32 protein-coding genes and 1 pseudogene are annotated in these 21,751 nt (G+C 63.3%); 1 reads left to right on the forward strand and 32 read right to left on the reverse strand.

Annotated elements, in window-relative coordinates:
• Positions 1 to 105: 105 nt before the first annotated feature.
• From AB7F49_RS05540 to AB7F49_RS05550, 3 genes are read right to left on the reverse strand one after another with little or no spacing between them, the layout of a single operon-like run.
• Positions 106 to 465: a hypothetical protein gene (locus tag AB7F49_RS05540; RefSeq protein ID WP_428520830.1), complete on the reverse strand. Its 360-nt coding sequence runs from the start codon at positions 463 to 465 to the stop codon at positions 106 to 108.
• Positions 466 to 470: 5 nt separating this feature from the next.
• Positions 471 to 1,805, reverse strand: a complete 1,335-nt coding sequence (locus AB7F49_RS05545) for a replication-associated recombination protein A (RefSeq protein ID WP_428520831.1) — start codon at positions 1,803 to 1,805, stop codon at positions 471 to 473.
• A gap of 7 nt (positions 1,806 to 1,812) precedes the next feature.
• On the reverse strand, positions 1,813 to 3,222 hold the full coding sequence (locus AB7F49_RS05550; protein ID WP_428520832.1) for a DegQ family serine endoprotease: 1,410 nt from the start codon (positions 3,220 to 3,222) through the stop codon (positions 1,813 to 1,815).
• A 178-nt stretch (positions 3,223 to 3,400) separates the two neighbouring features.
• Here AB7F49_RS05550 and AB7F49_RS05555 point away from each other — a divergent pair, with 178 nt between their 5' ends.
• Complete coding sequence (locus tag AB7F49_RS05555) at positions 3,401 to 4,978, forward strand: spermidine synthase (RefSeq protein ID WP_428520833.1); 1,578 nt, start codon at positions 3,401 to 3,403, stop codon at positions 4,976 to 4,978.
• Between the two features lie 100 nt (positions 4,979 to 5,078).
• On the opposite strand, the gene AB7F49_RS05560 is transcribed toward AB7F49_RS05555, so the two are convergent.
• The 29 genes and pseudogenes from AB7F49_RS05560 to rpsJ form a co-directional block, all read right to left on the reverse strand.
• Entirely contained in the window at positions 5,079 to 6,278 is a 1,200-nt protein-coding gene (locus tag AB7F49_RS05560; protein ID WP_428520834.1) for a TMEM43 family protein, read from the reverse strand.
• A gap of 40 nt (positions 6,279 to 6,318) precedes the next feature.
• The gene (locus AB7F49_RS05565) at positions 6,319 to 6,939 is read right to left on the reverse strand and encodes an ankyrin repeat domain-containing protein (protein ID WP_428520858.1); all 621 of its coding nucleotides are present in this window, start codon (positions 6,937 to 6,939) and stop codon (positions 6,319 to 6,321) included.
• Positions 6,940 to 7,067: 128 nt separating this feature from the next.
• Positions 7,068 to 7,493, reverse strand: a complete 426-nt coding sequence (gene rplQ, locus AB7F49_RS05570; RefSeq protein ID WP_428520835.1) for a 50S ribosomal protein L17 — start codon at positions 7,491 to 7,493, stop codon at positions 7,068 to 7,070.
• Between the two features lie 126 nt (positions 7,494 to 7,619).
• Complete coding sequence (locus AB7F49_RS05575) at positions 7,620 to 8,651, reverse strand: DNA-directed RNA polymerase subunit alpha (RefSeq protein WP_428520859.1); 1,032 nt, start codon at positions 8,649 to 8,651, stop codon at positions 7,620 to 7,622.
• A gap of 119 nt (positions 8,652 to 8,770) precedes the next feature.
• Complete coding sequence (gene rpsK, locus AB7F49_RS05580) at positions 8,771 to 9,160, reverse strand: 30S ribosomal protein S11 (RefSeq protein WP_325704718.1); 390 nt, start codon at positions 9,158 to 9,160, stop codon at positions 8,771 to 8,773.
• A gap of 71 nt (positions 9,161 to 9,231) precedes the next feature.
• Positions 9,232 to 9,600, reverse strand: a complete 369-nt coding sequence (gene rpsM / locus AB7F49_RS05585; protein ID WP_428520836.1) for a 30S ribosomal protein S13 — start codon at positions 9,598 to 9,600, stop codon at positions 9,232 to 9,234.
• Positions 9,601 to 9,784: 184 nt separating this feature from the next.
• The gene (locus tag AB7F49_RS05590; protein WP_428520837.1) at positions 9,785 to 10,702 is read right to left on the reverse strand and encodes an adenylate kinase; all 918 of its coding nucleotides are present in this window, start codon (positions 10,700 to 10,702) and stop codon (positions 9,785 to 9,787) included.
• The gene (gene secY, locus AB7F49_RS05595) at positions 10,699 to 12,030 is read right to left on the reverse strand and encodes a preprotein translocase subunit SecY (RefSeq protein WP_428520838.1); all 1,332 of its coding nucleotides are present in this window, start codon (positions 12,028 to 12,030) and stop codon (positions 10,699 to 10,701) included. The genes AB7F49_RS05590 and secY overlap by 4 nt, the downstream gene beginning before the upstream one ends.
• Positions 12,031 to 12,245: 215 nt before the next feature.
• Positions 12,246 to 12,725: pseudogene (gene rplO / locus AB7F49_RS05600) on the reverse strand (50S ribosomal protein L15); the annotation flags it as partial.
• 3 nt (positions 12,726 to 12,728) lie between these two features.
• Positions 12,729 to 12,923, reverse strand: a complete 195-nt coding sequence (rpmD, locus tag AB7F49_RS05605) for a 50S ribosomal protein L30 (RefSeq protein ID WP_428520839.1) — start codon at positions 12,921 to 12,923, stop codon at positions 12,729 to 12,731.
• A 30-nt stretch (positions 12,924 to 12,953) separates the two neighbouring features.
• The gene (gene rpsE / locus AB7F49_RS05610; protein WP_428520840.1) at positions 12,954 to 13,517 is read right to left on the reverse strand and encodes a 30S ribosomal protein S5; all 564 of its coding nucleotides are present in this window, start codon (positions 13,515 to 13,517) and stop codon (positions 12,954 to 12,956) included.
• 12 nt (positions 13,518 to 13,529) lie between these two features.
• Positions 13,530 to 13,889, reverse strand: a complete 360-nt coding sequence (gene rplR / locus AB7F49_RS05615) for a 50S ribosomal protein L18 (RefSeq protein WP_428520841.1) — start codon at positions 13,887 to 13,889, stop codon at positions 13,530 to 13,532.
• A gap of 19 nt (positions 13,890 to 13,908) precedes the next feature.
• Entirely contained in the window at positions 13,909 to 14,442 is a 534-nt protein-coding gene (rplF, locus tag AB7F49_RS05620) for a 50S ribosomal protein L6 (RefSeq protein ID WP_428520842.1), read from the reverse strand.
• Positions 14,442 to 14,834, reverse strand: a complete 393-nt coding sequence (gene rpsH / locus AB7F49_RS05625; protein WP_428520843.1) for a 30S ribosomal protein S8 — start codon at positions 14,832 to 14,834, stop codon at positions 14,442 to 14,444. Before rpsH ends, rplF begins: the two co-directional genes overlap by 1 nt.
• A 13-nt stretch (positions 14,835 to 14,847) precedes the next feature.
• Positions 14,848 to 15,153 carry a 30S ribosomal protein S14 gene (rpsN, locus tag AB7F49_RS05630; RefSeq protein ID WP_428520844.1) on the reverse strand — a complete coding sequence of 102 codons (306 nt, stop codon included), beginning with the start codon at positions 15,151 to 15,153 and terminating at the stop codon, positions 14,848 to 14,850.
• Between the two features lie 40 nt (positions 15,154 to 15,193).
• Complete coding sequence (rplE, locus tag AB7F49_RS05635) at positions 15,194 to 15,793, reverse strand: 50S ribosomal protein L5 (protein ID WP_428520860.1); 600 nt, start codon at positions 15,791 to 15,793, stop codon at positions 15,194 to 15,196.
• 7 nt (positions 15,794 to 15,800) lie between these two features.
• Positions 15,801 to 16,118, reverse strand: a complete 318-nt coding sequence (gene rplX, locus AB7F49_RS05640; protein ID WP_428520845.1) for a 50S ribosomal protein L24 — start codon at positions 16,116 to 16,118, stop codon at positions 15,801 to 15,803.
• Positions 16,118 to 16,486, reverse strand: a complete 369-nt coding sequence (gene rplN, locus AB7F49_RS05645) for a 50S ribosomal protein L14 (RefSeq protein WP_325611702.1) — start codon at positions 16,484 to 16,486, stop codon at positions 16,118 to 16,120. Before rplN ends, rplX begins: the two co-directional genes overlap by 1 nt.
• Positions 16,487 to 16,528: 42 nt before the next feature.
• Entirely contained in the window at positions 16,529 to 16,780 is a 252-nt protein-coding gene (rpsQ, locus tag AB7F49_RS05650; RefSeq protein ID WP_428520846.1) for a 30S ribosomal protein S17, read from the reverse strand.
• A 10-nt stretch (positions 16,781 to 16,790) separates the two neighbouring features.
• Positions 16,791 to 16,991: a 50S ribosomal protein L29 gene (gene rpmC / locus AB7F49_RS05655; protein WP_428520847.1), complete on the reverse strand. Its 201-nt coding sequence runs from the start codon at positions 16,989 to 16,991 to the stop codon at positions 16,791 to 16,793.
• Positions 16,988 to 17,401 carry a 50S ribosomal protein L16 gene (gene rplP / locus AB7F49_RS05660; protein WP_428520848.1) on the reverse strand — a complete coding sequence of 138 codons (414 nt, stop codon included), beginning with the start codon at positions 17,399 to 17,401 and terminating at the stop codon, positions 16,988 to 16,990. The genes rpmC and rplP overlap by 4 nt, the downstream gene beginning before the upstream one ends.
• 12 nt (positions 17,402 to 17,413) lie before the next feature.
• Complete coding sequence (rpsC, locus tag AB7F49_RS05665; RefSeq protein WP_428520849.1) at positions 17,414 to 18,118, reverse strand: 30S ribosomal protein S3; 705 nt, start codon at positions 18,116 to 18,118, stop codon at positions 17,414 to 17,416.
• Between the two features lie 12 nt (positions 18,119 to 18,130).
• Positions 18,131 to 18,514 (reverse strand): 50S ribosomal protein L22, encoded by a 384-nt coding sequence (gene rplV / locus AB7F49_RS05670; RefSeq protein ID WP_428520850.1) that lies wholly within the window; start codon positions 18,512 to 18,514, stop codon positions 18,131 to 18,133.
• A gap of 22 nt (positions 18,515 to 18,536) precedes the next feature.
• Positions 18,537 to 18,821, reverse strand: a complete 285-nt coding sequence (gene rpsS, locus AB7F49_RS05675) for a 30S ribosomal protein S19 (RefSeq protein WP_428520851.1) — start codon at positions 18,819 to 18,821, stop codon at positions 18,537 to 18,539.
• Positions 18,822 to 18,833: 12 nt separating this feature from the next.
• The gene (gene rplB / locus AB7F49_RS05680; RefSeq protein WP_428520852.1) at positions 18,834 to 19,673 is read right to left on the reverse strand and encodes a 50S ribosomal protein L2; all 840 of its coding nucleotides are present in this window, start codon (positions 19,671 to 19,673) and stop codon (positions 18,834 to 18,836) included.
• A 22-nt stretch (positions 19,674 to 19,695) separates the two neighbouring features.
• Complete coding sequence (locus tag AB7F49_RS05685; protein ID WP_428520853.1) at positions 19,696 to 19,995, reverse strand: 50S ribosomal protein L23; 300 nt, start codon at positions 19,993 to 19,995, stop codon at positions 19,696 to 19,698.
• On the reverse strand, positions 19,992 to 20,612 hold the full coding sequence (gene rplD / locus AB7F49_RS05690) for a 50S ribosomal protein L4 (RefSeq protein ID WP_428520861.1): 621 nt from the start codon (positions 20,610 to 20,612) through the stop codon (positions 19,992 to 19,994). The genes AB7F49_RS05685 and rplD overlap by 4 nt, the downstream gene beginning before the upstream one ends.
• Positions 20,612 to 21,370: a 50S ribosomal protein L3 gene (gene rplC, locus AB7F49_RS05695; RefSeq protein ID WP_428520854.1), complete on the reverse strand. Its 759-nt coding sequence runs from the start codon at positions 21,368 to 21,370 to the stop codon at positions 20,612 to 20,614. The genes rplD and rplC overlap by 1 nt, the downstream gene beginning before the upstream one ends.
• Positions 21,371 to 21,396: 26 nt before the next feature.
• On the reverse strand, positions 21,397 to 21,705 hold the full coding sequence (rpsJ, locus tag AB7F49_RS05700) for a 30S ribosomal protein S10 (protein WP_326863391.1): 309 nt from the start codon (positions 21,703 to 21,705) through the stop codon (positions 21,397 to 21,399).
• Positions 21,706 to 21,751 lie beyond the last annotated feature (46 nt).

The following is a 21,751-nucleotide window of genomic DNA, read 5'->3' on the forward strand; positions in this document are numbered from 1 at the left end:
GCTGAATGGGCGAAGCGTGACATCGCCTCAGAATTGCAATTATAGATTGCAGCGCAACGATTGGCAACCCGCCTCAGGAGCGCGGCGATGTTTCCGCACGGAAATCTACCGGCAGCGCTGCATCTCGCCTGCGGCGGTCCGGTCCCAGGTGACGTTCAGCTTGCTGCCCTTCAGTTGCAGGCCGATCGGCATGGTCCGTGAGCGTCCCTGCCCAAAGCAACTTGCCTCCAGATAAAGTCCGTTGGCAATGCGATAGGACTTCTTGATCGTGCAGGAGGCCTGAAACCATTCGACCGAACGATCGGTGATGACCAGCGCTGTCGTCCGTGCGGTCTGGCCAAAGCCCCTGCAGCCGGCGGGATCGATGGACCAGCGGCCCATGAACAGCGGATCGGTGGCCAGCGCGCCGCCGCCGCAGAGCCAGAGCGTCAAACCGCAAAGAACCGCACCGCCAAGAATTCTCACGACGCCTATTCCCCGCTCCTGTCCTTCCTGATCTTCGCCCAGTAATCCAGCCGTTTGCGGATCTCGCGCTCGAATCCGCGCTCTGGCGGATCGTAGAAGGTCTGGCGCGGCAGCGCGTCGGGAAAATAGTTCTGGCCGGAAAAGGCATCCGCGGTGTCATGGTCATAGGCATAGCCGCGGCCGTAACCCTCCTCCTTCATCAGCCGCGTTGGGGCGTTGAGGATGTGCTTTGGCGGCAGCAGCGAGCCGTGCTGTTTCGCCGCCCGCATCGCCGCACCATAGGCCCTGTAGGCCGCGTTCGATTTCGGCGCCGTTGCGACATAGACTACGGCCTGTGCGATTGCGAGTTCTCCCTCCGGCGAGCCCAGAAAATCATAGGCGTCCTTCGCGGCATTGCAGATCACCAGCGCCTGCGGATCGGCGAGCCCGATATCCTCCACCGCCATGCGGACAACGCGACGTGCGATGTAGAGCGGATCCTCGCCGGCATCGAACATGCGCGCGAGATAATAGAGCGATGCGTCGGGATCGGAGCCGCGAACCGACTTGTGCAGGGCCGAGATCAGATTGTAATGGCCGTCCTGGCTCTTGTCGTAGATCGGGGCGCGCCGCTGCACGACGTCCTGCAGCGCCGCCTCGTCAAATATCTCGCCCGGCCGCGCCGCCCGCCAGACTTCTTCCGCGAGTGTGAGCGACGCGCGTCCGTCGCCGTCGGCCATGCGGTTGAGCGAGGCCCGCGCATGGTCGTCGAGCGGCAGCGGCTTCCCTTCGATCGCCTCGGCGCGCGCGAGCAGCTTGCCGACCGCGTCGGCATCCAGCGAACGGAAGACCAGCACGCGGGCGCGCGAGAGCAGCGGCGCGTTCAGTTCGAAGGACGGGTTCTCCGTGGTGGCGCCGACCAGGACGATGGTGCCATCCTCCACCACCGGCAGAAACGAGTCCTGCTGGGCGCGGTTGAAGCGGTGAATCTCGTCGACGAAGAGAAGCGTGCCCTGCCCGGTCTCGCGCCGGGCGCGCGCCTGTTCGAACACCTTTTTCAGGTCGGCGACGCCGGTGAAGATCGCGGAAATCTGTTCGAATTGCAGGTCGGTTTCCTGTGCCAGCAGCCGCGCGACCGTGGTCTTGCCGGTGCCCGGAGGACCCCAGAAAATCAGCGAGCCGAGAGATCGCGTCGTGAGCATGCGCGTCAGCACGCCGTCGGGACCGAGCAATTGGTCCTGGCCGACGACATCGCTCAGCTCTTGCGGACGCAGCCTGTCAGCGAGCGGACGCGGGGTGGTCCTGTCGAGTCCCGCCGCAGTGAAGAGGTTGGGACCGCCCGGCTTCGCGCGCGGGGTCATGGAAGATTCATCCCGGGAATCGCGCCGTGACCTGACGCCCGGCGCGCAAAATCGTGATTTCCCAGAGCCGCGCCGGATCGCGGGTGATCCGTTCCAACTCCTTGCTGCTGGCAACGCGCTTGTCGTTGATGGCAACCACCACGTCACCCTTCCGGAAGCCCAGCCGTTGCGCAATCGACCCTCGCCCGATATCGAGGACCACCACGCCTTCGGCGGACGGATCGAGACGCATTTCTTCGGCGAGCGCCGGTGACAGATTGCCAACCTTGGCGCCGGACAGCGGCGAGCGCGACTTGATCACGACCTCCTCGCGCGGAAGCTCGGGAGCACTTTGCAGCGCGACCACGATCGAGGTCTCGCGTCCGTTGCGCAGCAGACCCACCTGTGCCTGGCCGCCAAGCGGCCTCGTGCCAAAGCGGTAGTCGAAGCCGTTCTGGTCTTCGACGACCTGGCCATCGATCGAAACGATGACATCGCCGATCTTGAGTCCCGCCCGCGCGGCGGGCGAACTTGCGCTGATGCCCGCGACCAGTGCACCCGACGCCCGCTTGAGACCGAGGCCTTCGGCGATCTCCGGCGTGACATTCTGCAGCTTCGCACCGAGCCACGGGCGTTTCACGGCGCTGCCGCCGCCAAGCGCGGAGGCAACCACCACCTTCACCATTTCCGCCGGGATCGCAAAGCCGATACCCTGCGAGCCGCCCGAGCGCGAGAAGATCGCGGTGTTGATGCCGACGAGCTTGCCTGTCAGATCGACGAGCGCGCCACCGGAATTGCCGGGGTTGATTGCGGCATCGGTCTGGATGAAGAACTGATAGTCGGTGATGCCGATCTGAGTGCGCGCAAGCGCCGACACGATCCCGTGCGTGACCGTCTGCCCGACCCCGAACGGGTTGCCAATCGCCAGCACCACATCCCCGACCTCGAGTTCGTCGGAATTGCCGAACTCGATCGCGGGGAAGCGCTCCTTCGGCTCCTTGATTCTCAGGACCGCGAGATCGGTACGGGCATCCTTCAGGACGATCTCGGCCTCGAACTCGCGCTTGTCGGCGAGCGACACCTTTACCTCCGTCGCACCCTCCACCACGTGGTTGTTGGTGATGATGAGCCCGCCGGGATCGACGATCACGCCGGATCCGAGCGAGCGCTGCATCTGCTCGCGCGGGATGTTGCCCGGCGCACCAAAAAACCGGCGGAACATCGGGTCGTCGAACAGCGGGTTGCGCACCTCGACGGTCCGGGCGGCGTAGACGTTGACCACCGGGGGCGCTGCCCGCCTGACGACGGGCGCGAAGGACAGTTTCAGTTCCGCAGCCGAGCGGGGAACCTTGCGGTCCTGCGCCTGCGCGGGTGGCAACAGTGCAAGCGCGCTCAGCGCCAGGGTCGCGAACAGGGTAAGCGTGCGGCATCCGGTCATGCGAATTCCCAGAGATTGTGCTGTTACGTATAGGCCGATCGTCGCGGCAATTGAAGCGTTTCCCGTACACATGCCATTCATCGGCCATGACCAATAATCCAATGACACCAAAAGCTTGTACCGGGTTGCGGGGATCGCCGGCAATCCGGCCGGGGCAAGACTGCAGCAGGAGACATTTGTGACCGATCAGGCAGGTAAGGCCGCGACCTCCGTCGCGCTCATCGTCTATCTTGCGGCCTTTGTGGTCGGCACCATCGTCATGAGCTTCGAGATGCTGGGCTCGCGCTACCTGAACCCCTATTTCGGCAGCGGCATCTACACCTGGGCGGCCCTGATCTCGACCGTGCTGGCGGCCTTGTGCGTCGGCTATTTCCTCGGCGGCTGGCTCGCCGACCGCGCGCCGTCGATGACGGTGCTCGGCATGACGGTCATCATCGGCTCCGTCTATATCCTGCTGGTCCCGGTTTTCGCCGAGCGGATGCTGGAAATGCTCCTCAACGGCATCGACGATGTCCGCACGGGAAGCCTCGTGGCGTCGATGGCGATCCTGTTCTTCCCGGTGACCTTTCTCGGCATGTTTTCTCCGTTTGGCATCCGGCTTCTCCTTCGCAACCCCGCCCATTCCGGACGCGTCTCCGGCACGGTCTATGGCATCAACACTCTGGGCAGCATCGTCGGCACGCTTGGCACGACGTTCTATCTGATCCCGCTTATGGGCTCGCGCGCGATCACGATCACGGCCGGCATAGCCGGCATCGTGTCCGGCCTCGCGCTGATCGCCGCGAACCGGCTGGCACGGGCCGTTCCGGCCGCACTGCTCGCGGGCTTGCTGGCCTCAGGCTCGGTCGCGCTCGCGCCCGGTTCCGCGGCGGGCGAGGACCTGGTCGACATGAAGGTGCGCGAGCAATTGCTCACCCGCAAGGACGGCCAGATCGACCATGTGGAAACCACGTATAACGACATATTCGTCTTCAAGGAGAAATCCGAGTTGCACATGGCGTTCCAGCTCAAGGGCTGGGACTATACCCAATCCACCATCAATCTGACGGACGCCGACGACCTGCCGCTTCCTGTCGCGCGGCAGATGACCATGGCGGTCGCCTATCCGGCCGAGTTGAAGCGAATCCTGATGATCGGGCTCGGCGGCGGCACAATCTCGACCTATCTCGGCCGCCATATCCCGGACGTGACCATCGATACGGTCGAGATCGACCCCGGCGTCATCACCGCCGCGAAGAAATATTTCGGCATCCGCGAAAGCGAGCGCGTGCGCTATCTCGACGGCGATGGCCGCGTTTTCCTCAACCGCAACAAGCAGCCCTTCGACCTGATCCTGTGCGACGCTTTCCACGGCGGCTACATTCCGTTCCACCTCCTGACCAAGGAATTCTTCCGCCTGGTGAAGCGCAACCTGACACCGGACGGTGCGGTCGCGGTCAACATCCATGACGGCACCAAGCTTTATGTCTCCACGATCATGACGATGCGCTCGGAATTTCCGTCGGTGCATCTGTACCCGACCGGAGAAGGCGAAGTGATCGCGGTCGGTACGCTGAAACCGCGTGACCGTGAAACCGTGGTCAGGCGTGCCAATGAATTGCAGGTCAGGTTCAAGTTCCGCTTTTCCCTGCCCGGGCTGATCGCAAAGCCGCTGGAGACGCTGGATACGTCGCAAGGCGTGATGCTGACCGACGATTTCGCACCCGCCGATCTCTACAATGCGCTGCGGACAGGCCGTCAGAAGAAGAAGCAGTAGATTCAACGGCCCCTGCCTGCGGCGAAATTTGATGACTGCGGCTTGGCAGGTATGTGCGCAGATGGGTAGTCGGATCGCCCATAAACGCTCGGCGCGATGATCATTGCCGGACCGGTCCCGGTCCTGGAGCACCCGCCGGAGCCATTGCCTTTCGCGCAGCGATCAGCCGAAGCACCCCGTAGGCCAGCGCGGCGCCGCCGGCCGCCACCCCCAGCGAGATCAGCGGCCGGTAGAACAGCCAGGCGATCGCGATGGTCAGCGGGGCGATAATGGCGGTGAGCGCCAGCGCGGCGGCGAAGGTGGTCGCCTGCATCAGATTGCCGACGAACGGCAGCACATCTGCGAGCGCAACCAGGATTCTGGTCGAGAACACGAAGCCGATGAACACCAGCATCGTGAACACGGCCCGCAGAATCCAGGTGAGCACGCGGTTCTCGTCCTGCGCGGCCTTGAACATGTCGGCGGCGGACTGGCTGCCGGTATGTGCGAGCAGGATGACGTCGCCCGCCTTGGTCGGGTAGCCCGTCAGTTCGGTGCCGGTCTGCCGCGCCACCACGCTCCCGATCCCGACCGGCACGATCCTGTAGCCGACCCGGTAATCGCCGATCCGCGGCGAGCCCGGATCGTCCGACAGATAGATCTGGCCGACCTGGATGTCGGCCGGCCGGTTCAACTTTTCCTGCACGGCGCCGGCGATCGACGGCTCGACCTCGAGCCGGGTGTCGGTGTTGAAGCGCCGGATGGCGGCCTCGCCGAGCCGGAACGCGCCGAGCGTCGCGTCGCGCGAGATCACATCGCGGTCGCGGATGGTCATCGGCGGATTTTCGTGCAGCCCCGGCTCCTTGAACTTGGAGGAGTCGATCGGCCGACCCGACCATTCGCGCTTGTAGGTGTAGGTCGTGACCGTTTCCTCGCTACCGCCGGCATTCTTGCGGGTCTCGCTCTTGCTGTCTTCTTTCCACTGATACATTGCGACGTCGCGGATCAGGCGTATGGCATCGGCGGTTAACCCGAAATCGGGATCGGAAAGCTTCGTCGAGGCCTTCATCTCGCCGGTGACATGGACAAGGAGCCCCTGGTTGGCGAGGCTGACGGGCGACGCCGCTACGTCGACGACGACGGAAGCGCCTTCGGTCAGGGAGCGCGCGGTCTGCACCGCCCGTCCCTCGTTCCAGAACAGCGCAATGCAGGCGCCGATGACAAGAAGCGGTCCAAGCACCAAGCCGATCAGCGACCCGGCGATCTTGTCGCCCCAGGAGCGTCTCGTGACTTCGGTATAGGTATCGACCGGATCGGACACAATTGCCTCTTCGGCGCTTCACCGCGCCGTTCCGTTTCCGCTAACGCGCCTCGCGCCTTTCGAGAAGCCGCACCATCTGCGCGAAGCCACGGCGCCGCGCATGATCGAGCGGCGTTACGCCCTCGCGATCCGCAATCGAAGGATTCGCGCCCGCTTCCAGAAGGAGCCGCACGATCTCGATATGGGCCGGACCGCCGTCGCCAAGGATGACGGCTTCGAGCAGCGCGGTCCAGCCGAGCCGGTTGACATGGTCGATGTCGATCGCCGTGCCGAGCAGCAGCCTGACATTCTCGACATGACCGTAATGGCACGCCGGGATCAGCGCGGTGCCGCCGTAGCGGTTGAGGCTCTTCAGGTCGGCGCCAGCGACCAGCGTCAGCCTCAGAATCTCGGTGCGGCCGTGGGCGCCGGCATAGAGATACGGACTGTCCTGGATGTCGTCCTTTGCGTTGACGTCGGCACCGGCCGTGATCAGAGCCTTCGCGGTCTCGGTGTGATTGCCATGCGTTGCGAGCAGGAGCGGCGTCCGGCCGGCGGCGTCCCGAATATCGACTTTCTCTCCTGCGGCCAGCGAGCGCCCGACGGAAGCGACGTCACCACGCGCTGCAGCCTCGAGCAGCGCACGCGCAGGACCGCCTTCGGCATGGACCCTCGACACCATCGCGGACCCGACAAACAGGGCGATCCCGACTGCGATGATCAGGAACCGGACCGATAAAAAAAGAGCGGCACAAGCGGCCGCTCTTTCGGTAATCTTCCTGGAAACCGCGGTCACGATTCCGACCGCGATCACGCCGAGGCATTCTCCTCGACCACCTTCGCCTGCACCGGTCCGGAATCCAGACCCTTGGCGTCCTCGTCGCGATCGACGAACTCGATCACCGCGACCGGCGCGGAATCGCCGTATCGGAATCCGGCCTTGATGATGCGGGTATAGCCGCCGTTGCGATCCTTGTAACGTGGGCCCATCACGTCGAACAGCTTCTTGACCATGTCGACGTCGCGCATCTGCGCGACTGCCTGGCGGCGCGCATGCAGGTCGCCGCGCTTGCCGAGCGTGATCAGCTTCTCGACAATCGGACGCAGGTCCTTCGCCTTCGGCAGCGTGGTAATGATCTGCTCGTGCTTGATCAGCGCCGCGCACATGTTCGCGAACATCGCCTTGCGGTGCTCGGCGGTGCGATTGAGCTTGCGGTGTGCATTACCGTGACGCATGGGCTTGTTTCCTTATCTTCTCCGCGTCGCGACAATCCGCCGGACGTTGTGCTCAGGTGGGCTTCCTGCGTTCGCCCAAAATGAAGCCGCTGCCGAAACGAGCCGGCAGCGGCTGTCAACTCGAACTCAGTAATGGTCCTCGAAACGCTTGGCGAGGTCGTCGATATTCTCCGGCGGCCAGCCCGGCACTTCCATGCCGAGATGCAAACCCATCTGCGCCAGCACTTCCTTGATCTCGTTGAGCGACTTGCGGCCAAAATTCGGGGTACGGAGCATCTCGGCTTCGGTCTTCTGAACGAGGTCGCCGATATAGACGATGTTGTCGTTCTTCAGGCAGTTCGCCGAACGCACCGACAGTTCGAGTTCGTCGACCTTCTTGAGGAAGGCCGGGTTGAAGGCGAGGTCCGGGATCGACTCCGCGACCACTTCCTTGCGCGGCTCCTCGAAATTCACGAACACATTGAGCTGGTCCTGCAGGATGCGCGCCGCATAGGCGAGCGAGTCCTCAGGGCTAACCGCGCCGTTGGTCTCGATCTGCAAGGTCAGCTTGTCGTAGTCGAGAATCTGGCCTTCGCGGGTATTCTCGACCTTGTAGGAAACCTTCTTCACCGGCGAATAGAGGCTGTCGACCGGGATCAGGCCAATCGGCGCATCCTCGGGACGGTTGCGCTCGGAGGTGATGTAACCCTTGCCGGTATTGACGGTAAACTCCATGCGGATTTCCGCGCCCTCGTCGAGTGTGCAGAGGACCAGGTCCGGATTGAGGATCACGATGTCGCCGACTGTGGAGATGTCGCCCGCGGTGACGACGCCGGGACCCGACTTCTTCACCACCATGCGCTTAGGACCTTCGCCCTGCATCTTGATGGCAATGTCCTTGATGTTGAGGACGATGTCGGTGACGTCCTCGCGCACGCCGGGAATCGACGAAAACTCATGCAGCACGCCGTCGATATGGACCGATTGCACGGCCGCGCCCTGCAGCGAGGACAACAAGATGCGCCGAAGCGCGTTGCCGAGCGTCAGTCCGAAGCCGCGCTCGAGCGGCTCGGCCACCAGTGTCGCCTCGCGGCGAGGGTCGGCCCCCGCCGATACCTGCAGCTTGTTCGGCCTGATCAGTTCCTGCCAATTCTTCTGGATCGTCACGTTTGCACCCATCGCCTTGACCGGCTCGGTCTTGCCCTGCGGATCCCGGGTGGTTTCAAACGAACCGGCCCCGTGAGACGTGTCGGCGACGGAGGACGTGCCATCCGGCCGCCGGGTCAGAATGTCGCTGCTCATACCCTGCGCCGCTTCCTCGGCCGACAGCCGTTATGCGGAATGGGCGTCACGTCGCGGATCGAAGTGATGGTGAAGCCCGCCGCCTGCAGCGCACGCAGCGCGCTCTCGCGACCCGAACCAGGACCCGACACCTCGACCTCCAGCGTCCGCATGCCATGCTCGGCCGCCTTCTTGGCGGCGTCTTCGCTTGCCACCTGCGCGGCATAGGGCGTCGACTTGCGCGAACCCTTGAACCCCATGGTCCCCGCCGTCGACCACGCAATGGTGTTGCCTTGCGCGTCGGTTATGGTGATCATGGTGTTGTTGAAGCTGGCGTTCACATGCGCGACGCCGGACACGATATTCTTGCGTTCCCGGCGGCGGACGCGCGTTACTTCTTTTGCCATTCTCAATCCTTTCGCAGCGCCCCCCGAAACCCGCGAATACGCGTCGCGGCCGGGAGCGACCGATCCGAAAACTACTTCTTCTTGCCGGCAATCGCCTTCGCAGGACCCTTTCGGGTGCGGGCGTTGGTATGCGTACGCTGGCCGCGAACCGGGAGGCCCTTGCGGTGACGCAGACCCCGGTAACAGCCGAGATCCATGAGGCGCTTGATGTTCATGGCCGTCTCACGGCGGAGGTCGCCCTCAACCGTGTATTCGCGGTCGATCATTTCGCGGATCTGCAGGACCTCGGCGTCGGTCAGCTGCGACACACGCCGTTCATACGGGATGTGTAGCTGCTGCATGATGTGATCGGCGGCCTGCTCGCCGATTCCATGGATATACTGAAGCGCGACGACGACGCGCTTGTTGGTCGGAATGTTGACGCCTGCAATACGGGCCACGATCTCGCTCCATGTGCCGGTAGCCTGTCAGGGCTGCCGATCAACCTCTACATTCTGTCCGTGCTTCTGATCCGTGTCGTTCGGAGGGGACCGCAAAGGACTAGCACGACACCCTGCCCCCGCCTCTCTTGGGGCCCGGCATCGTGCGTACGTTCTCCCACTGAATAACGCGCTATGTACGAATTCACCGGCGCTTCGTCAACCTCCGGCCGCGCGCGGAACGGGCTTTTGCAGCCCTGTTCCGGCCTGAATTCCTGCCTTTGACAGCCTTGTGACGCGTGCCGGCCGACTTGCCGCTCTTGGCCGCCTTCGCCTTGGAACCGGCCTTCCGACTCCGTCCCTTGACCGCCTTTTTCGCCTTGGAAGCGCCACCCCTGGATACCGTTTTGGTCGCGCTCTTGGAACCCTTGGAAGGCGTCCGGGCGGCGGTTCTGCGCGACGGCGGCTTGCGGCCGGCTGCGCGACGGCCCGGCGCGCCCCTGGCCGTCCGCTTGCGCGACGGCGCCCTCTTGCGCGGAGCCGGTGCCGCGAGCAGTTCCCCGATCGCCGCGGTGACCTCGTCAATCGCGGACATCCCGTTGGTCGCCCGGTGCAGCCCCTTCTTGCGGTAATAGTGGGACAAGGGCGCGGTCTGGGCGTGATACGCGTCGAGCCGCTTTTTCAGTGATTCGGCGTTGTCGTCGGCGCGCACCGGCTCGCCGCGGGCCTGCATCTCGGCAACACGCTTTTCTATTCGCTGCAGCAGCGCCTGGTCATCGACCTCAAGCTCGATCACCGCATCGAGCTTCAGGCCCTTTTTTGCCAGCAGCTTCTCCAGCGCCTCGGCCTGCGCCACGGTGCGTGGAAAGCCGTCCAGGATAAACCCGTCCTTTGCGTCCGGCTGCTCGATCCGCTCCTCGATGATGCCGACCACCACCTCGTCCGGCACGAGTTCACCGCGTGCCATGATGTCCTTCGCCCGCATACCGACGGGCGTTTCGGCCTTGACGGCGGCGCGCAGCATGTCTCCGGTGGAGAGCTGCACGATACCGTGCTTGTCGACCAGCCGCTGCGCCTGTGTGCCCTTGCCCGCTCCCGGCGGTCCGAGCAGGATCAGCCTCATCTTCGTCGCCCCCGCAACTTCGATTTCTTGATCAGGCCTTCATACTGATGCGCCAGCAGGTGACCCTGCACCTGTGCGACCGTGTCCATGGTCACGCTGACCACAATCAGCAGCGAGGTACCGCCGAAATAGAATGGCACCGCAGCATAGGAAATCAGGATTTCCGGAATGATGCAGACGATCGAGAGATAGATCGCGCCGACAACGGTTATGCGCGTGAGTACGTAATCGATGTATTCCGCCGTTCGCTCGCCCGGCCGGATGCCCGGGATGAACCCGCCATGCTTCTTGAGGTTTTCCGCAGTCTCGGTCGGGTTGAACACGATCGCAGTATAGAAGAACGCGAAGAACACGATCAGCGACACGTAGAGGATCAGGAACAGCGGCCGTCCGTGGCTGAGCTGGGTGGTAATGGTGGTGAGCCAGCCCGGTCCGCTGCCGGCGTTGAAATTCGCGATCGTGGTAGGCAACAGCAGCAGCGACGACGCGAAGATCGGCGGGATCACGCCGGAGGTATTGAGCTTCAACGGAAGATGAGAACTCTGACCCTCGAACATCCGATTGCCGACCTGGCGCTTCGGATACTGGATCAGCAGGCGCCGCTGCGCGCGCTCCATGAAAACGATAAAGGCGGTGACCACGAACGCCATCAGGATCACAAGCAGGATCAGCCCAGTCGACAGCGCGCCCTGGCGACCGAGTTCGAGGGTGCCGGCGATCGCCGACGGCAGTTCCGCGACGATGCCCGCCATGATGATGAGCGAAATGCCATTGCCGATGCCGCGCGAGGTGATCTGCTCGCCGAGCCACATCAGGAACATGGTGCCACCAGTCAAGGTGATGACCGTCGAGATGCGGAAGAACCAGCCCGGATCGCTGATCACATTGGCCGCGCCCTCGAGACCGATGGCGATGCCATAGGCCTGCACGGCGGCAAGAAACACGGTCAGGTAGCGGGTATATTGGTTGATCGTCTTGCGACCGGCCTCGCCCTCTTTCTTGAGGGCCTCGAGGGTCGGAGAGACCGTCGTCATCAGCTGAATGATGATCGAGGCGGAAATATACGGCATGATGTTCAGCGCAAAGATCGCCATGCGCTGGATGCCGCCGCCCGCGAACATATTGAACATGCCGAGGATGCCGCCGGCCTGGGTGCGGAAGATCTGCTCCCACTGGGTCGGGTCGATACCCGGCAGCGGAATGTAGGTACCAAGGCGGTAGACCAGCAGCGCGCCAAGCGTGAACCAGATTCGCTTTTTCAGCTCCTCGGCCTTGGCAAGCGCGGAGAAGTTGATGTTGGCCGCAAGTTGTTCCGCTGCTGAAACCATGCTCGCTCCTGAACCCGCGCTAACCCCGATGGCGCCCCGGCGACATCATATGGGGATCACGCGGGCTTTTTGCCCGCGGGCTTGGCCGGCTTTTCGGCCTTGGGGGCCTTCGCTGCGCCGTCGTCGGCCTTCTTCTTGGTCGCCGCCGGCGCGGCCTCGACGATTTTCGGCTTGTCGATGCCGGCTGCAAAGCGCGCGTTCTTGCCGCGTGGCTCCTCAGCGGCCTCCTTGGCGGGAGCCAGTATCTTCACCGAACCCCCGGCCTTTTCCACCGCCGCAACCGCCGATTTCGACGCACGCCACACCGAAAACTCGACCTTGGCCTTGATCTCGCCACCGCCAAGCAGCTTCACGCCGCCGCGGGCGCGGCTGAGGATGCCGGCCTTGACCAGGGTTTCGACATCGACCGGATTGCCGGCATCGAGCACGCCGGCATCGAGCGCAGCCTGAACGCGGCCGAGATTGATCTCGTTCAGGTCGAGCTGAAACGCGGTGTTGCGGAAACCGCGCTTTGGCAGGCGCCGATGCAATGGCATCTGGCCGCCCTCGAAGCCCTTGATGCGCACACCGCTGCGCGCGGTCTGGCCCTTGCCGCCGCGTCCACCGGTCTTTCCCTTGCCGGAGCCGATGCCGCGCCCGACGCGGGTTCGCGCCTTCGACGCGCCGGGCCGACCGGCCAGCTGGTTGAGTTTCATCGCTTACTTTCCTTCCTCGACCACGCGGACGAGATGGGCCACCTTGGCGATCATGCCGCGGGTGGACGGAGTATCCGGTACTTCCTTGGTGCGGCCGATCTTGTTCAGCCCGAGCCCGATCAGCGTCGCGCGCTGAGTGGATTCGCGGCGGATCGGGCTGCCGGTCTGCTCGACCTTGATTGTCTTGTTCGCTGCCATGACACGTTGCCTTCCGGATCGCTGTGCCGATTACTCGGCCGTCGCCTCGACACCCTCTTCGCGGCGCCGGGCCTGCAATGTCGATACCTTCATCGAGCGGCGCGCCGCCACCGAACGCGGCGAATCCTGGTTCTTCAATGCGTCGAAGGTCGCCCGAACCATGTTGTAGGGGTTGGACGAGCCGAGCGACTTCGCCACCACGTCCGCCATGCCGAGCGACTCGAACACCGCGCGCATCGGGCCGCCGGCAATGATGCCGGTACCGGCCGGCGCAGCGCGAAGCTGCACCCTGCCCGCGCCGTGACGCCCGGTCACATCGTGATGCAGCGTACGGCCCTCGCGGAGGGGCACGCGGGTCAGGCTGCGCTTCGCGGCATCCGTCGCCTTGCGAATCGCTTCCGGCACTTCTCGTGCCTTGCCATGACCGAAACCGACCCGGCCTTTCTGGTCGCCGACGACCACGAGCGCCGCGAAGCCGAAGCGCCGACCGCCCTTTACCACCTTGGCGACGCGGTTGATGTGAACGAGCTTGTCGATGAATTCCGACTCTTCCCGCTCACCGCGCTCGCGTTCCCGCCTGGGTTCTCGTGCCATTCTGTCGATCCTCTAGAAGCTCAGTCCGCCTTCACGCGCGGCGTCGGCGAGCGCCTTGATGCGCCCGTGATACATGTAACTTCCGCGGTCGAAGACCACGTTCTTGACGCCTTTCTGAGACGCGCGCTCAGCGACCAGCTTGCCGACTGCCTTCGCCGCCTCGATGTCGGCGCCGGTCTTGCCGGCCTCGCGCTGCGCCTTTTCGAGCGACGACGCGGAAGCAAGCGTCACGCCCTTGGTGTCGTCGATCACCTGCGCGTAGATATGCTTCGACGAGCGGTGCACCGTAAGGCGCATGCGGCCGTTCGCGGCCGCCTTGACGGCTCTGCGCACGCGTGCCTTTCGGCGTTCTGTGGGGGTCTTGTGTGCCATATCGAAGTGACCTTGGTCGTTACTTCTTCTTGCCTTCCTTGCGGAAGATGAACTCGTCAGCGTATCGCACGCCCTTGCCCTTGTAGGGCTCCGGCGGACGGTAGGCGCGGATTTCGGCCGCAACCTGTCCGACCTTTTTCTTGTCGATGCCGGTCACCAGGATCTCGGTCGGCTTAGGCGTCGCAACCGCGATGCCCTCCGGGATCGGATACAGCACGTCGTGGCTGTAACCGAGCGCGAGTTGCAGGTTCTTGCCCTGGACCGCCGCACGATAACCGACGCCGGTGATTTCGAGCTTGCGCTCGAAGCCCTTGGTGACGCCGGTCATGATGTTGTTCAGGTTCGCACGCGTGGTGCCCCACAGCGCGCGCGCCTCCTTCGACTCATCCTTCGGGTCGACCTTGATCTCACCCTTGTCCATGGCGACCGCAACGCGGTCATCGACTGCGAGCGAGAGGGTGCCTTTCGGGCCCTTCACGCTGATGGTCTTGCCCGACACATTGGCGGTGACGCCTGACGGGACAGGGACCGGTTTTTTGCCGACGCGCGACATCAGAACACCGTGCAGAGCAGTTCGCCGCCGACATTGGCGTCGCGGGCGGAATGATCCGCCATGACACCCTTCGGGGTCGAAAGAATGGAAATACCGAGGCCGTTATTGACCCGCGGCAGGTTCTTGACCGCGACATAGACCCGGCGGCCAGGCTTGGATACGCGGGAGATTTCGCGGATCACCGGCGTGCCATCGAAGTATTTCAGCTCGATCTCGAGTTCGTTGCGCCCGTCCTTGTGTTCCGTGGTCGAATAGCCGCGGATGTAGCCCTCGGATTTCAGCACTTCCAGCACGCGCTCGCGAAGCTTGGAAGAAGGCGACGACACCTTCTGCTTATGCCGCTCCTGCGCGTTGCGGATACGGGTGATGAGATCGCCGATCGGGTCGTTCATGGCTTTCCCCTCCTCACCAGCTCGACTTCACAAGGCCGGGGATCAGGCCCTTGTTGCCGAGCTCGCGCAGCGCAATACGCGACAGCTTGTGCTTGCGGTAATAGGCGCGTGGACGGCCCGTAACCTCGCACCGGTTGCGCACGCGCGAGGGCGCGGAATTGCGCGGCAACTCGGCGAGCTTCAGCGATGCCGCGAAACGCTCTTCCAACGGCCTGGTCTTGTCGGTGACGATCGCCTTCAGCCGCTCACGGCGGCCGCCAAACGACTTCGCCATCCGGCGCCGCCGCTTGTTCTTCTCGATCGAACTCTTCTTCGCCATCAAAGTCTCCTGACTATCCGCGTCTGAGGGCTCTCAGCCCTCACTGCCGGAAGGGGAAGTTGAATGCCGCAAGCAGCGCACGCGCCTCTTCGTCGGTGCGTGCCGTCGTGCAGATCGTGATATCCATGCCCCAGACTTCCTGGGCCTTGTCGTAGTCGATTTCCGGGAACACGATGTGTTCCTTGAGGCCAAGCGAATAATTGCCCATGCCGTCGAAGCTCTTCGGATTCAGCCCGCGGAAATCGCGAACGCGTGGCAGCGCGATATTCACCAGCCGGTCGATGAAGTCGTACATACGCGCCTTGCGCAGCGTCACCTTGGTCCCGATCGACTGGCCGTCGCGCAGCTTGAAGGTCGCGATCGACTTGCGCGATTTGGTGATCACCGCCTTCTGGCCTGCAATCAGGCCGAGATCGTTGGCCGCATTGTCGACCTTCTTGCGGTCGTTCACCCCCTCGCCGACGCCCATATTGAGGACGACCTTGGTGATCACCGGCACCTGCATCGGATTCGTGTAGCCGAAATCCTTGGTCAGCTTGGCGCGGATGTCCTTCTCGAACTGCGCCTTCAGACGCGGAACGTAGGCGCCTGCCGACGCACCCCTCTTGGCGCCCTTCTCGGACGTTTCGCCTTTTGGCATCTCGGTTTCAGCCATCGATCTCAACTCCCGAACGCCGCGCGACGCGGATTTTGCGCCCGTCGTTCATCATCTTGAAGCCGACACGGGTCGGCTTGCCGTCCTTCGGATCGGCGATCGCGATATTGGACAGGTGGATGCTCGCCTCTTTCGAGATGATGCCGCCTTCCTGCTGCGGAGTCTGGCGCTGATGGCGCTTGACCATGTTGATGCCGCGCACCAGCGCACGCCCTTCGGTCGGTTGCACCGAAATCACTTCGCCGGTGCGGCCCTTGTCGCGGCCGGCAAGCACGACGACCTTGTCGCCTTTGCGGATTTTCGCCGCCATCACAGCACCTCCGGCGCGAGCGAAATGATCTTCATATGGTTCTTGGCCCGCAATTCGCGCGGAACCGGACCAAAGATACGGGTCCCGACAGGCTCCTGCTGATTGTTGATCAGCACCGCGGCATTGCGGTCGAAGCGGATCACCGAGCCATCCGAGCGCTTGATGTCCTTCGAAATGCGCACGACGACCGCCTTCATGACGTCGCCCTTCTTCACACGGCCGCGCGGGATCGCCTCCTTCACCGATACGACGATGACATCGCCGATGGTCGCGTATTTGCGCTTCGAGCCGCCCAGCACCTTGATGCACATGACGCGGCGCGCGCCGGAATTGTCGGCAACGTCCAGGTTAGTCTGCATCTGAATCATGAGGCACCCAATCCTTCATCGGCCGTCAGCGCGGAGCCGCGCTTACAGCACCTTTTTCTTTTTCTCGCCCTGGATCACCGTCCAGCGCTTCAGCTTCGAGATCGGCTTGTGTTCCTCGATCCAGACCATGTCGCCGACCGAGTATTCGTTGGTCTCGTCATGGGCATGGAACTTGGTCGTGCGCCGCACGGTCTTTTTCAGCACCGGATGCGTAAAACGCCGCTCGACGCTGACGACGACCGTCTTGTCCTGTTTGTTGCTGACCACGAGGCCATGCAGTTGACGCTTCGGCATGATGGGCCCCTTACTTGGCTTTCTTCTGGCGCGCGACCGTCTTCAGGCGCGCGATATCGCGGCGCACCTGGCGCACGCGCGAGGTGTTTTCGAGCTGACCGGTGGCACGCTGGAAGCGCAGATTGAACTGCTCCTTCTTCAGCTTCAGCACCTCGTCGTCGATCTGATCGACGGACATGACCTTGACGTCGGCTGCCTTCATCGTCGTCACTCCGCAATGCGCTGGATGAAGCGCGTCTTGATCGGCAGCTTCGCGGCCGCGAGATGCAAGGCCTCGCGGGCGAGTGCGACCGGCACTCCATCGATCTCGAAAATGATCCGGCCGGGCTTCACGCGGGCAACCCACAGCTCCGGCGTACCCTTGCCCTTTCCCATGCGAACCTCGATCGGCTTCTTCGACACCGGCACGTCCGGGAAAATACGGATCCAGACGCGGCCGGCGCGCTTCATGTGCCGGGTCAGCGCGCGGCGTGCCGCCTCGATCTGGCGCGCGGTGATGCGTTCGGGTTCCATCGCCTTCAGGCCGAACTGACCGAAGTCGAGCGCATTGCCCGACGAGGCGACGCCGTGAATGCGTCCCTTGAAGGCCTTGCGGTATTTGGTTCGCTTGGGTTGCAGCATGACGGTTACTCGTTATCCGGCGGTCATTTCGCGCCGCGGGCGGCCCGCGTCGGCCTCGTTCATCTTCTTGTCCTGCGCCATCGAGTCGTGTTCGAGGATCTCGCCCTTGAAGATCCAGACCTTGACGCCGCAGGTGCCGTAGGTGGTGAAAGCAGTGGCCACGCCGTAATCGACGTCGGCACGCAGCGTATGCAGCGGCACCCGCCCCTCGCGATACCATTCGAGGCGCGCAATCTCGGCGCCGCCGAGGCGGCCCGAACAGTTGATGCGGATGCCTTCGGCACCCAGACGCATCGCGGTCTGCACCGCGCGCTTCATGGCGCGGCGGAACGCCACGCGGCGCTCCAGTTGCTGGGCGATCGATTCGGCAACCAGCTGCGCGTCAAGCTCGGGCTTACGGATCTCGACGATGTTGATCACCACATCCGACTGCGTGAGCTTCGCGACCGATTTGCGCAGCTTCTCGATGTCGGAGCCCTTCTTGCCGATCACGACGCCGGGACGTGCGGAATAGATCGTCACCCGGCACTTCTTGTGCGGGCGCTCGATGATGATCTTGGACACCGCCGCCTGCTTGAGCTGCTTCATCAACTCCGCACGAATCTTCATGTCCTCATGCAGCAGCGTGCCGTACTCGTTCTTGCCGGCATACCAGCGCGAGTCCCAGGTCCGGTTGATGCCGAGCCTGAGCCCGATCGGATTGATCTTCTGACCCATCCCAAATTCTCCCTAGGCCGCTTTCTGCTCGACCTGACGAACCACGATGGTCAGGTGAGAGAACGGCTTGAAAATGCGTCCCGAGCGACCGCGTCCACGCGACGCCCAGCGCTTCATGACGAGACCCTTGCCGACATGGGCTTCCGCCACGATCAGATCATCGACATCGAGGTCGTGATTGTTCTCGGCATTCGCGATCGCCGATTCCAGGCACTTCTTGACATCGACCGCGATGCGCTTGCGCGAAAACTGCAGGTCGTTGAGCGCCATTGCGACCTTCTTGCCGCGGATCAGCTGCGCAACCAGGTTCAGCTTCTGCGGCGATACCCGGATGTTGCGGGCGATCGCCTTCGCTTCGTTGTCGGGGAGCGTACGCTCGCGCGCCGGTTTGCCCATGACTTTACCCTCTCAATCCTGCTTACGCGCCGGCGCGCTTGGCCTTGCGGTCCGACGAATGGCCGTGAAACGTGCGCGTCGGCGAAAACTCGCCGAACTTGTGGCCGACCATTTCTTCGGACACCTGAACCGGCACATGTTTCTGGCCGTTATAGACACCGAAGGTCAGACCGACGAATTGCGGCAGGATGGTCGAGCGGCGGCTCCAGATCTTGATGACCTCGTGCCGTCCCGACCCGCGCGCCTTCTCCGCCTTCTTCAGCAGATAGCCGTCGACGAATGGACCCTTCCAGACCGAACGCGCCATGACGATCGTTCCCTATTTCTTTTTCTTCCGAGCGTGGCGGCTCGAAATGATGAATTTGGTGGTGGACTTGTTCTTGCGGGTCTTCTTGCCCTTGGTCGGAAAGCCCCATGGGCTGACCGGATGGCGACCACCGGAGGTGCGGCCTTCGCCGCCGCCATGCGGATGATCGACCGGGTTCATGGAGACACCGCGGTTATGCGGACGACGGCCAAGCCAGCGGGTACGTCCGGCCTTGCCGATCGAAATGTTCATGTGATCCGGATTAGAGACCGCGCCCATGGTCGCCATGCAGCGGCCATGCACCAGACGCTGCTCGCCGGAATTCAGCCGCACGATCACGTATTCGCCGTCGCGGCCGACGATCTGGGCATAAGAGCCGGCTGACCGCGCGATCTGTCCGCCCTTGCCGATCTTCAGCTCGATATTGTGCACGATGGTGCCGATCGGAATGTTTCCGGCGGGCATCGCGTTGCCGGGCTTCACGTCGACATGTTCGCCGGCCACGATCGTGTCGCCGACCGCCATGCGCTGCGCCGCCAGGATATAGGCAAGCTCGCCGTCGTCGTATTTCACCAGCGCGATGAATGCCGTGCGGTTCGGATCGTATTCCAGCCGCTCGACCCTGGCCGGCGAATCGAACTTCCTGCGCTTGAAGTCGACCACGCGGAACGTCTTCTTGTGACCGCCACCGCGAAACCGCGTGGTGATGCGGCCGTTGTTGTTGCGGCCACCGGTCGAGGGCTTGCCTTCGGTCAGCGTCTTGACCGGTGCGCCCTTATAGAGCGTGGAGCGATCGACCAGCACCAGCTGGCGCTGCCCCGGCGTGGTCGGCTTGTATTTCTTCAGTGCCATAACGCGTTCCCTGCCCCGCTTCTCAGAGGCCCGTCGTCACGTCGATGCGATGACCTTCTTCCAGGGTCACCACCGCGCGCTTGGTATTGGATTGGGTGCCGATCACACCCTTGAACGCCTTCACCTTGCCCTTGCGGACGATGGTGTTGACGCCCTTGACCTTCACGTCGAACAGCTTTTCCACCGCGTCCTTGATCTGCGGCTTGGTCGCATCGAGACGCACCTTGAACACGACCTTGTTGAACTCGGACGCGTTGGTGGACTTTTCCGTGATCACCGGAGACAGGATCACGTCGTAATGGCGCGGATCTGTGGTGCTCATTTGAAGCGCGCCTCCAGCGCGTCGAGAGCGGCCTTGGTCAGCACGAGCTTCCCGTGGCGAAGGATGTCGTAGACGTTGATCCCGGCCACCGGCAGCACATCCACATGCGGGATGTTGCGCGCGGCATTGCGGAAATTCGTATCAATCTCGGCGCCGTCGATGATCAGCGCGTTGGCGATGTCTAGCTTGGCGAAGCGTTCGTTCAGTATCCTGGTCTTGCCTTCCTGCAGCTTGGCCTCGTTGAGCACCACGATGCCGCCGTCCCTAGCCTTGGCCGAAAGCGCGTGGCGCAGAGCAAGCGAACGCACCTTCTTCGGCAGACCGATTTCGTGGCTGCGCACCACCGGTCCGAACGAACGGCCGCCGCCACGGAACAGGTTCACCCGATGCGAGCCGTGACGCGCACCGCCGGTGCCCTTCTGAGCCGCCAGCTTCTTGCCGGTGCGCGCGATCTCGGCACGGTTCTTCACCTTGTGGGTGCCGGCCCTGCGCTTCGCAAGCTGCCACACCACGCAGCGGTGGATCAGGTCCGCGCGCGGCTCAAGGCCGAAAATATCCTTGTTCAGCGTAACGGCTCCGGCATCGTCGCCGTCGAGCGAGAGCATCTTGAGTTCCATCATGCGCCCTCTTTGGTCTCGGCTTCGGATGCGGACTCGGCCGCGCCCTCCGCCGGCTTGTCGGCGGCGCCATTCGAAGCGCCTGCTTCACGGAACTTGCCTGGTTTGGGCGCGTCCTTCGGAAGCGCCTTCTTCACCGCGTCCCGCACGGTGATCCAGCCGCCCTTGTGACCGGGCACCGCGCCCTCGACGAGGATCAGGCCGCGCTCGATATCGGTCTGCACCACCTTGAGATTGAGCGTGGTCACCCGCTCGACACCGAGATGACCCGGCATCTTCTTGTTCTTGAAGGTCTTGCCCGGATCCTGGCGGCCACCGGTCGATCCGATCGAACGGTGCGAGATCGACACGCCATGCGAGGCGCGAAGACCGCCGAAATTCCAGCGCTTCATGCCGCCGGCAAAACCCTTGCCGATGGTGGTGCCGGTCACGTCGACGAACTGGCCGATCACAAAATGGTCCGCCGTGATCTCGGCACCGACCGGAATCATGCCGTCGTCACTGACGCGGAATTCCACGATCGTGTGTTTCGGCTCGACCTTGGCGACGGCGAAATTGCCGCGCTCGGCCTTCGACACGTTCTTGACCTTGCGGCTGCCGGCGCCAAGCTGCAGCGCCACATATCCGTTCCGGTCCTTGGTGCGATGACCAATCACCTGGCAACCCGCGAGTTTCAGCACCGTCACCGGCACGTGCTCGCCGGCTTCGGTGAAGACCCGTGTCATTCCGACCTTCTGTGCGACCACTCCGGTGCGCATGGCTTTGCTTCCTTAGGTCCCGCGGCTCAGAGCTTGATCTCGACGTCGACGCCGGCAGCGAGGTCGAGCTTCATCAGCGCGTCCACCGTCTGGGGAGTCGGATCGACGATGTCCAAAAGGCGCTTGTGCGTGCGCATCTCGAACTGTTCGCGGCTCTTCTTGTCGATATGTGGCGAACGGTTCACCGTGAACTTCTCGATCCTGGTCGGGAGCGGAATCGGTCCACGCACCTGCGCACCCGTGCGCTTGGCGGTGTTGACGATCTCGCGCGTCGACGCATCGAGGATGCGGTGATCGAACGCCTTGAGCCGGATCCGGATATTCTGGCCGTTCATTTGTCGTTTCTCTGCTTGGCGAGTAGCGAATGGCGAATAGCGAAGA

Origin of the sequence: Pseudorhodoplanes sp., assembly GCF_050250235.1 — a bacterium.
In the GTDB taxonomy this organism is placed as follows: Bacteria; Pseudomonadota; Alphaproteobacteria; order Rhizobiales; family Xanthobacteraceae; genus Pseudorhodoplanes.

What these genes read in the sequence shown, in the direction of transcription:
- AB7F49_RS05575 (WP_428520859.1), bottom strand. Translation starts at nt 8,651, where the DNA reads ATGGGTGCAAACGTGACGATCCAGAAGAATTGGCAGGAACTGATCAGG.
- rpsN (WP_428520844.1), bottom strand. Translation starts at nt 15,153, where the DNA reads ATGGCGAAGAAGAGTTCGATCGAGAAGAACAAGCGGCGGCGCCGGATG.
- rplB (WP_428520852.1), bottom strand. Translation starts at nt 19,673, where the DNA reads ATGGCACTGAAGAAATACAAGCCGACCACGCCGGGGCAGCGCCAGCTG.
- rplE (WP_428520860.1), bottom strand. Translation starts at nt 15,793, where the DNA reads ATGCCAAAAGGCGAAACGTCCGAGAAGGGCGCCAAGAGGGGTGCGTCG.
- AB7F49_RS05590 (WP_428520837.1), bottom strand. Translation starts at nt 10,702, where the DNA reads ATGAGGCTGATCCTGCTCGGACCGCCGGGAGCGGGCAAGGGCACACAG.
- rplP (WP_428520848.1), bottom strand. Translation starts at nt 17,401, where the DNA reads ATGCTGCAACCCAAGCGAACCAAATACCGCAAGGCCTTCAAGGGACGC.
- rplN (WP_325611702.1), bottom strand. Translation starts at nt 16,486, where the DNA reads ATGATTCAGATGCAGACTAACCTGGACGTTGCCGACAATTCCGGCGCG.
- rplC (WP_428520854.1), bottom strand. Translation starts at nt 21,370, where the DNA reads ATGCGCACCGGAGTGGTCGCACAGAAGGTCGGAATGACACGGGTCTTC.
- AB7F49_RS05685 (WP_428520853.1), bottom strand. Translation starts at nt 19,995, where the DNA reads ATGAGCACCACAGATCCGCGCCATTACGACGTGATCCTGTCTCCGGTG.
- rpsH (WP_428520843.1), bottom strand. Translation starts at nt 14,834, where the DNA reads ATGAACGACCCGATCGGCGATCTCATCACCCGTATCCGCAACGCGCAG.
- rplD (WP_428520861.1), bottom strand. Translation starts at nt 20,612, where the DNA reads ATGGAACTCAAGATGCTCTCGCTCGACGGCGACGATGCCGGAGCCGTT.
- secY (WP_428520838.1), bottom strand. Translation starts at nt 12,030, where the DNA reads ATGGTTTCAGCAGCGGAACAACTTGCGGCCAACATCAACTTCTCCGCG.
- rplR (WP_428520841.1), bottom strand. Translation starts at nt 13,889, where the DNA reads ATGGCACACAAGACCCCCACAGAACGCCGAAAGGCACGCGTGCGCAGA.
- rpsQ (WP_428520846.1), bottom strand. Translation starts at nt 16,780, where the DNA reads ATGCCGAAGCGTCAACTGCATGGCCTCGTGGTCAGCAACAAACAGGAC.
- AB7F49_RS05565 (WP_428520858.1), bottom strand. Translation starts at nt 6,939, where the DNA reads ATGGTGTCGAGGGTCCATGCCGAAGGCGGTCCTGCGCGTGCGCTGCTC.
- rplQ (WP_428520835.1), bottom strand. Translation starts at nt 7,493, where the DNA reads ATGCGTCACGGTAATGCACACCGCAAGCTCAATCGCACCGCCGAGCAC.
- rpsK (WP_325704718.1), bottom strand. Translation starts at nt 9,160, where the DNA reads ATGGCAAAAGAAGTAACGCGCGTCCGCCGCCGGGAACGCAAGAATATC.
- rplF (WP_428520842.1), bottom strand. Translation starts at nt 14,442, where the DNA reads ATGTCGCGCGTCGGCAAAAAACCGGTCCCTGTCCCGTCAGGCGTCACC.
- rplX (WP_428520845.1), bottom strand. Translation starts at nt 16,118, where the DNA reads ATGGCGGCGAAAATCCGCAAAGGCGACAAGGTCGTCGTGCTTGCCGGC.
- rpsJ (WP_326863391.1), bottom strand. Translation starts at nt 21,705, where the DNA reads ATGAACGGCCAGAATATCCGGATCCGGCTCAAGGCGTTCGATCACCGC.
- rpsC (WP_428520849.1), bottom strand. Translation starts at nt 18,118, where the DNA reads ATGGGTCAGAAGATCAATCCGATCGGGCTCAGGCTCGGCATCAACCGG.
- rpsE (WP_428520840.1), bottom strand. Translation starts at nt 13,517, where the DNA reads ATGGCACGAGAACCCAGGCGGGAACGCGAGCGCGGTGAGCGGGAAGAG.
- rplV (WP_428520850.1), bottom strand. Translation starts at nt 18,514, where the DNA reads ATGGGCAAACCGGCGCGCGAGCGTACGCTCCCCGACAACGAAGCGAAG.
- rpsS (WP_428520851.1), bottom strand. Translation starts at nt 18,821, where the DNA reads ATGGCGCGTTCGGTCTGGAAGGGTCCATTCGTCGACGGCTATCTGCTG.
- AB7F49_RS05550 (WP_428520832.1), bottom strand. Translation starts at nt 3,222, where the DNA reads ATGACCGGATGCCGCACGCTTACCCTGTTCGCGACCCTGGCGCTGAGC.
- AB7F49_RS05545 (WP_428520831.1), bottom strand. Translation starts at nt 1,805, where the DNA reads ATGACCCCGCGCGCGAAGCCGGGCGGTCCCAACCTCTTCACTGCGGCG.
- rpmD (WP_428520839.1), bottom strand. Translation starts at nt 12,923, where the DNA reads ATGGCAGCGAACAAGACAATCAAGGTCGAGCAGACCGGCAGCCCGATC.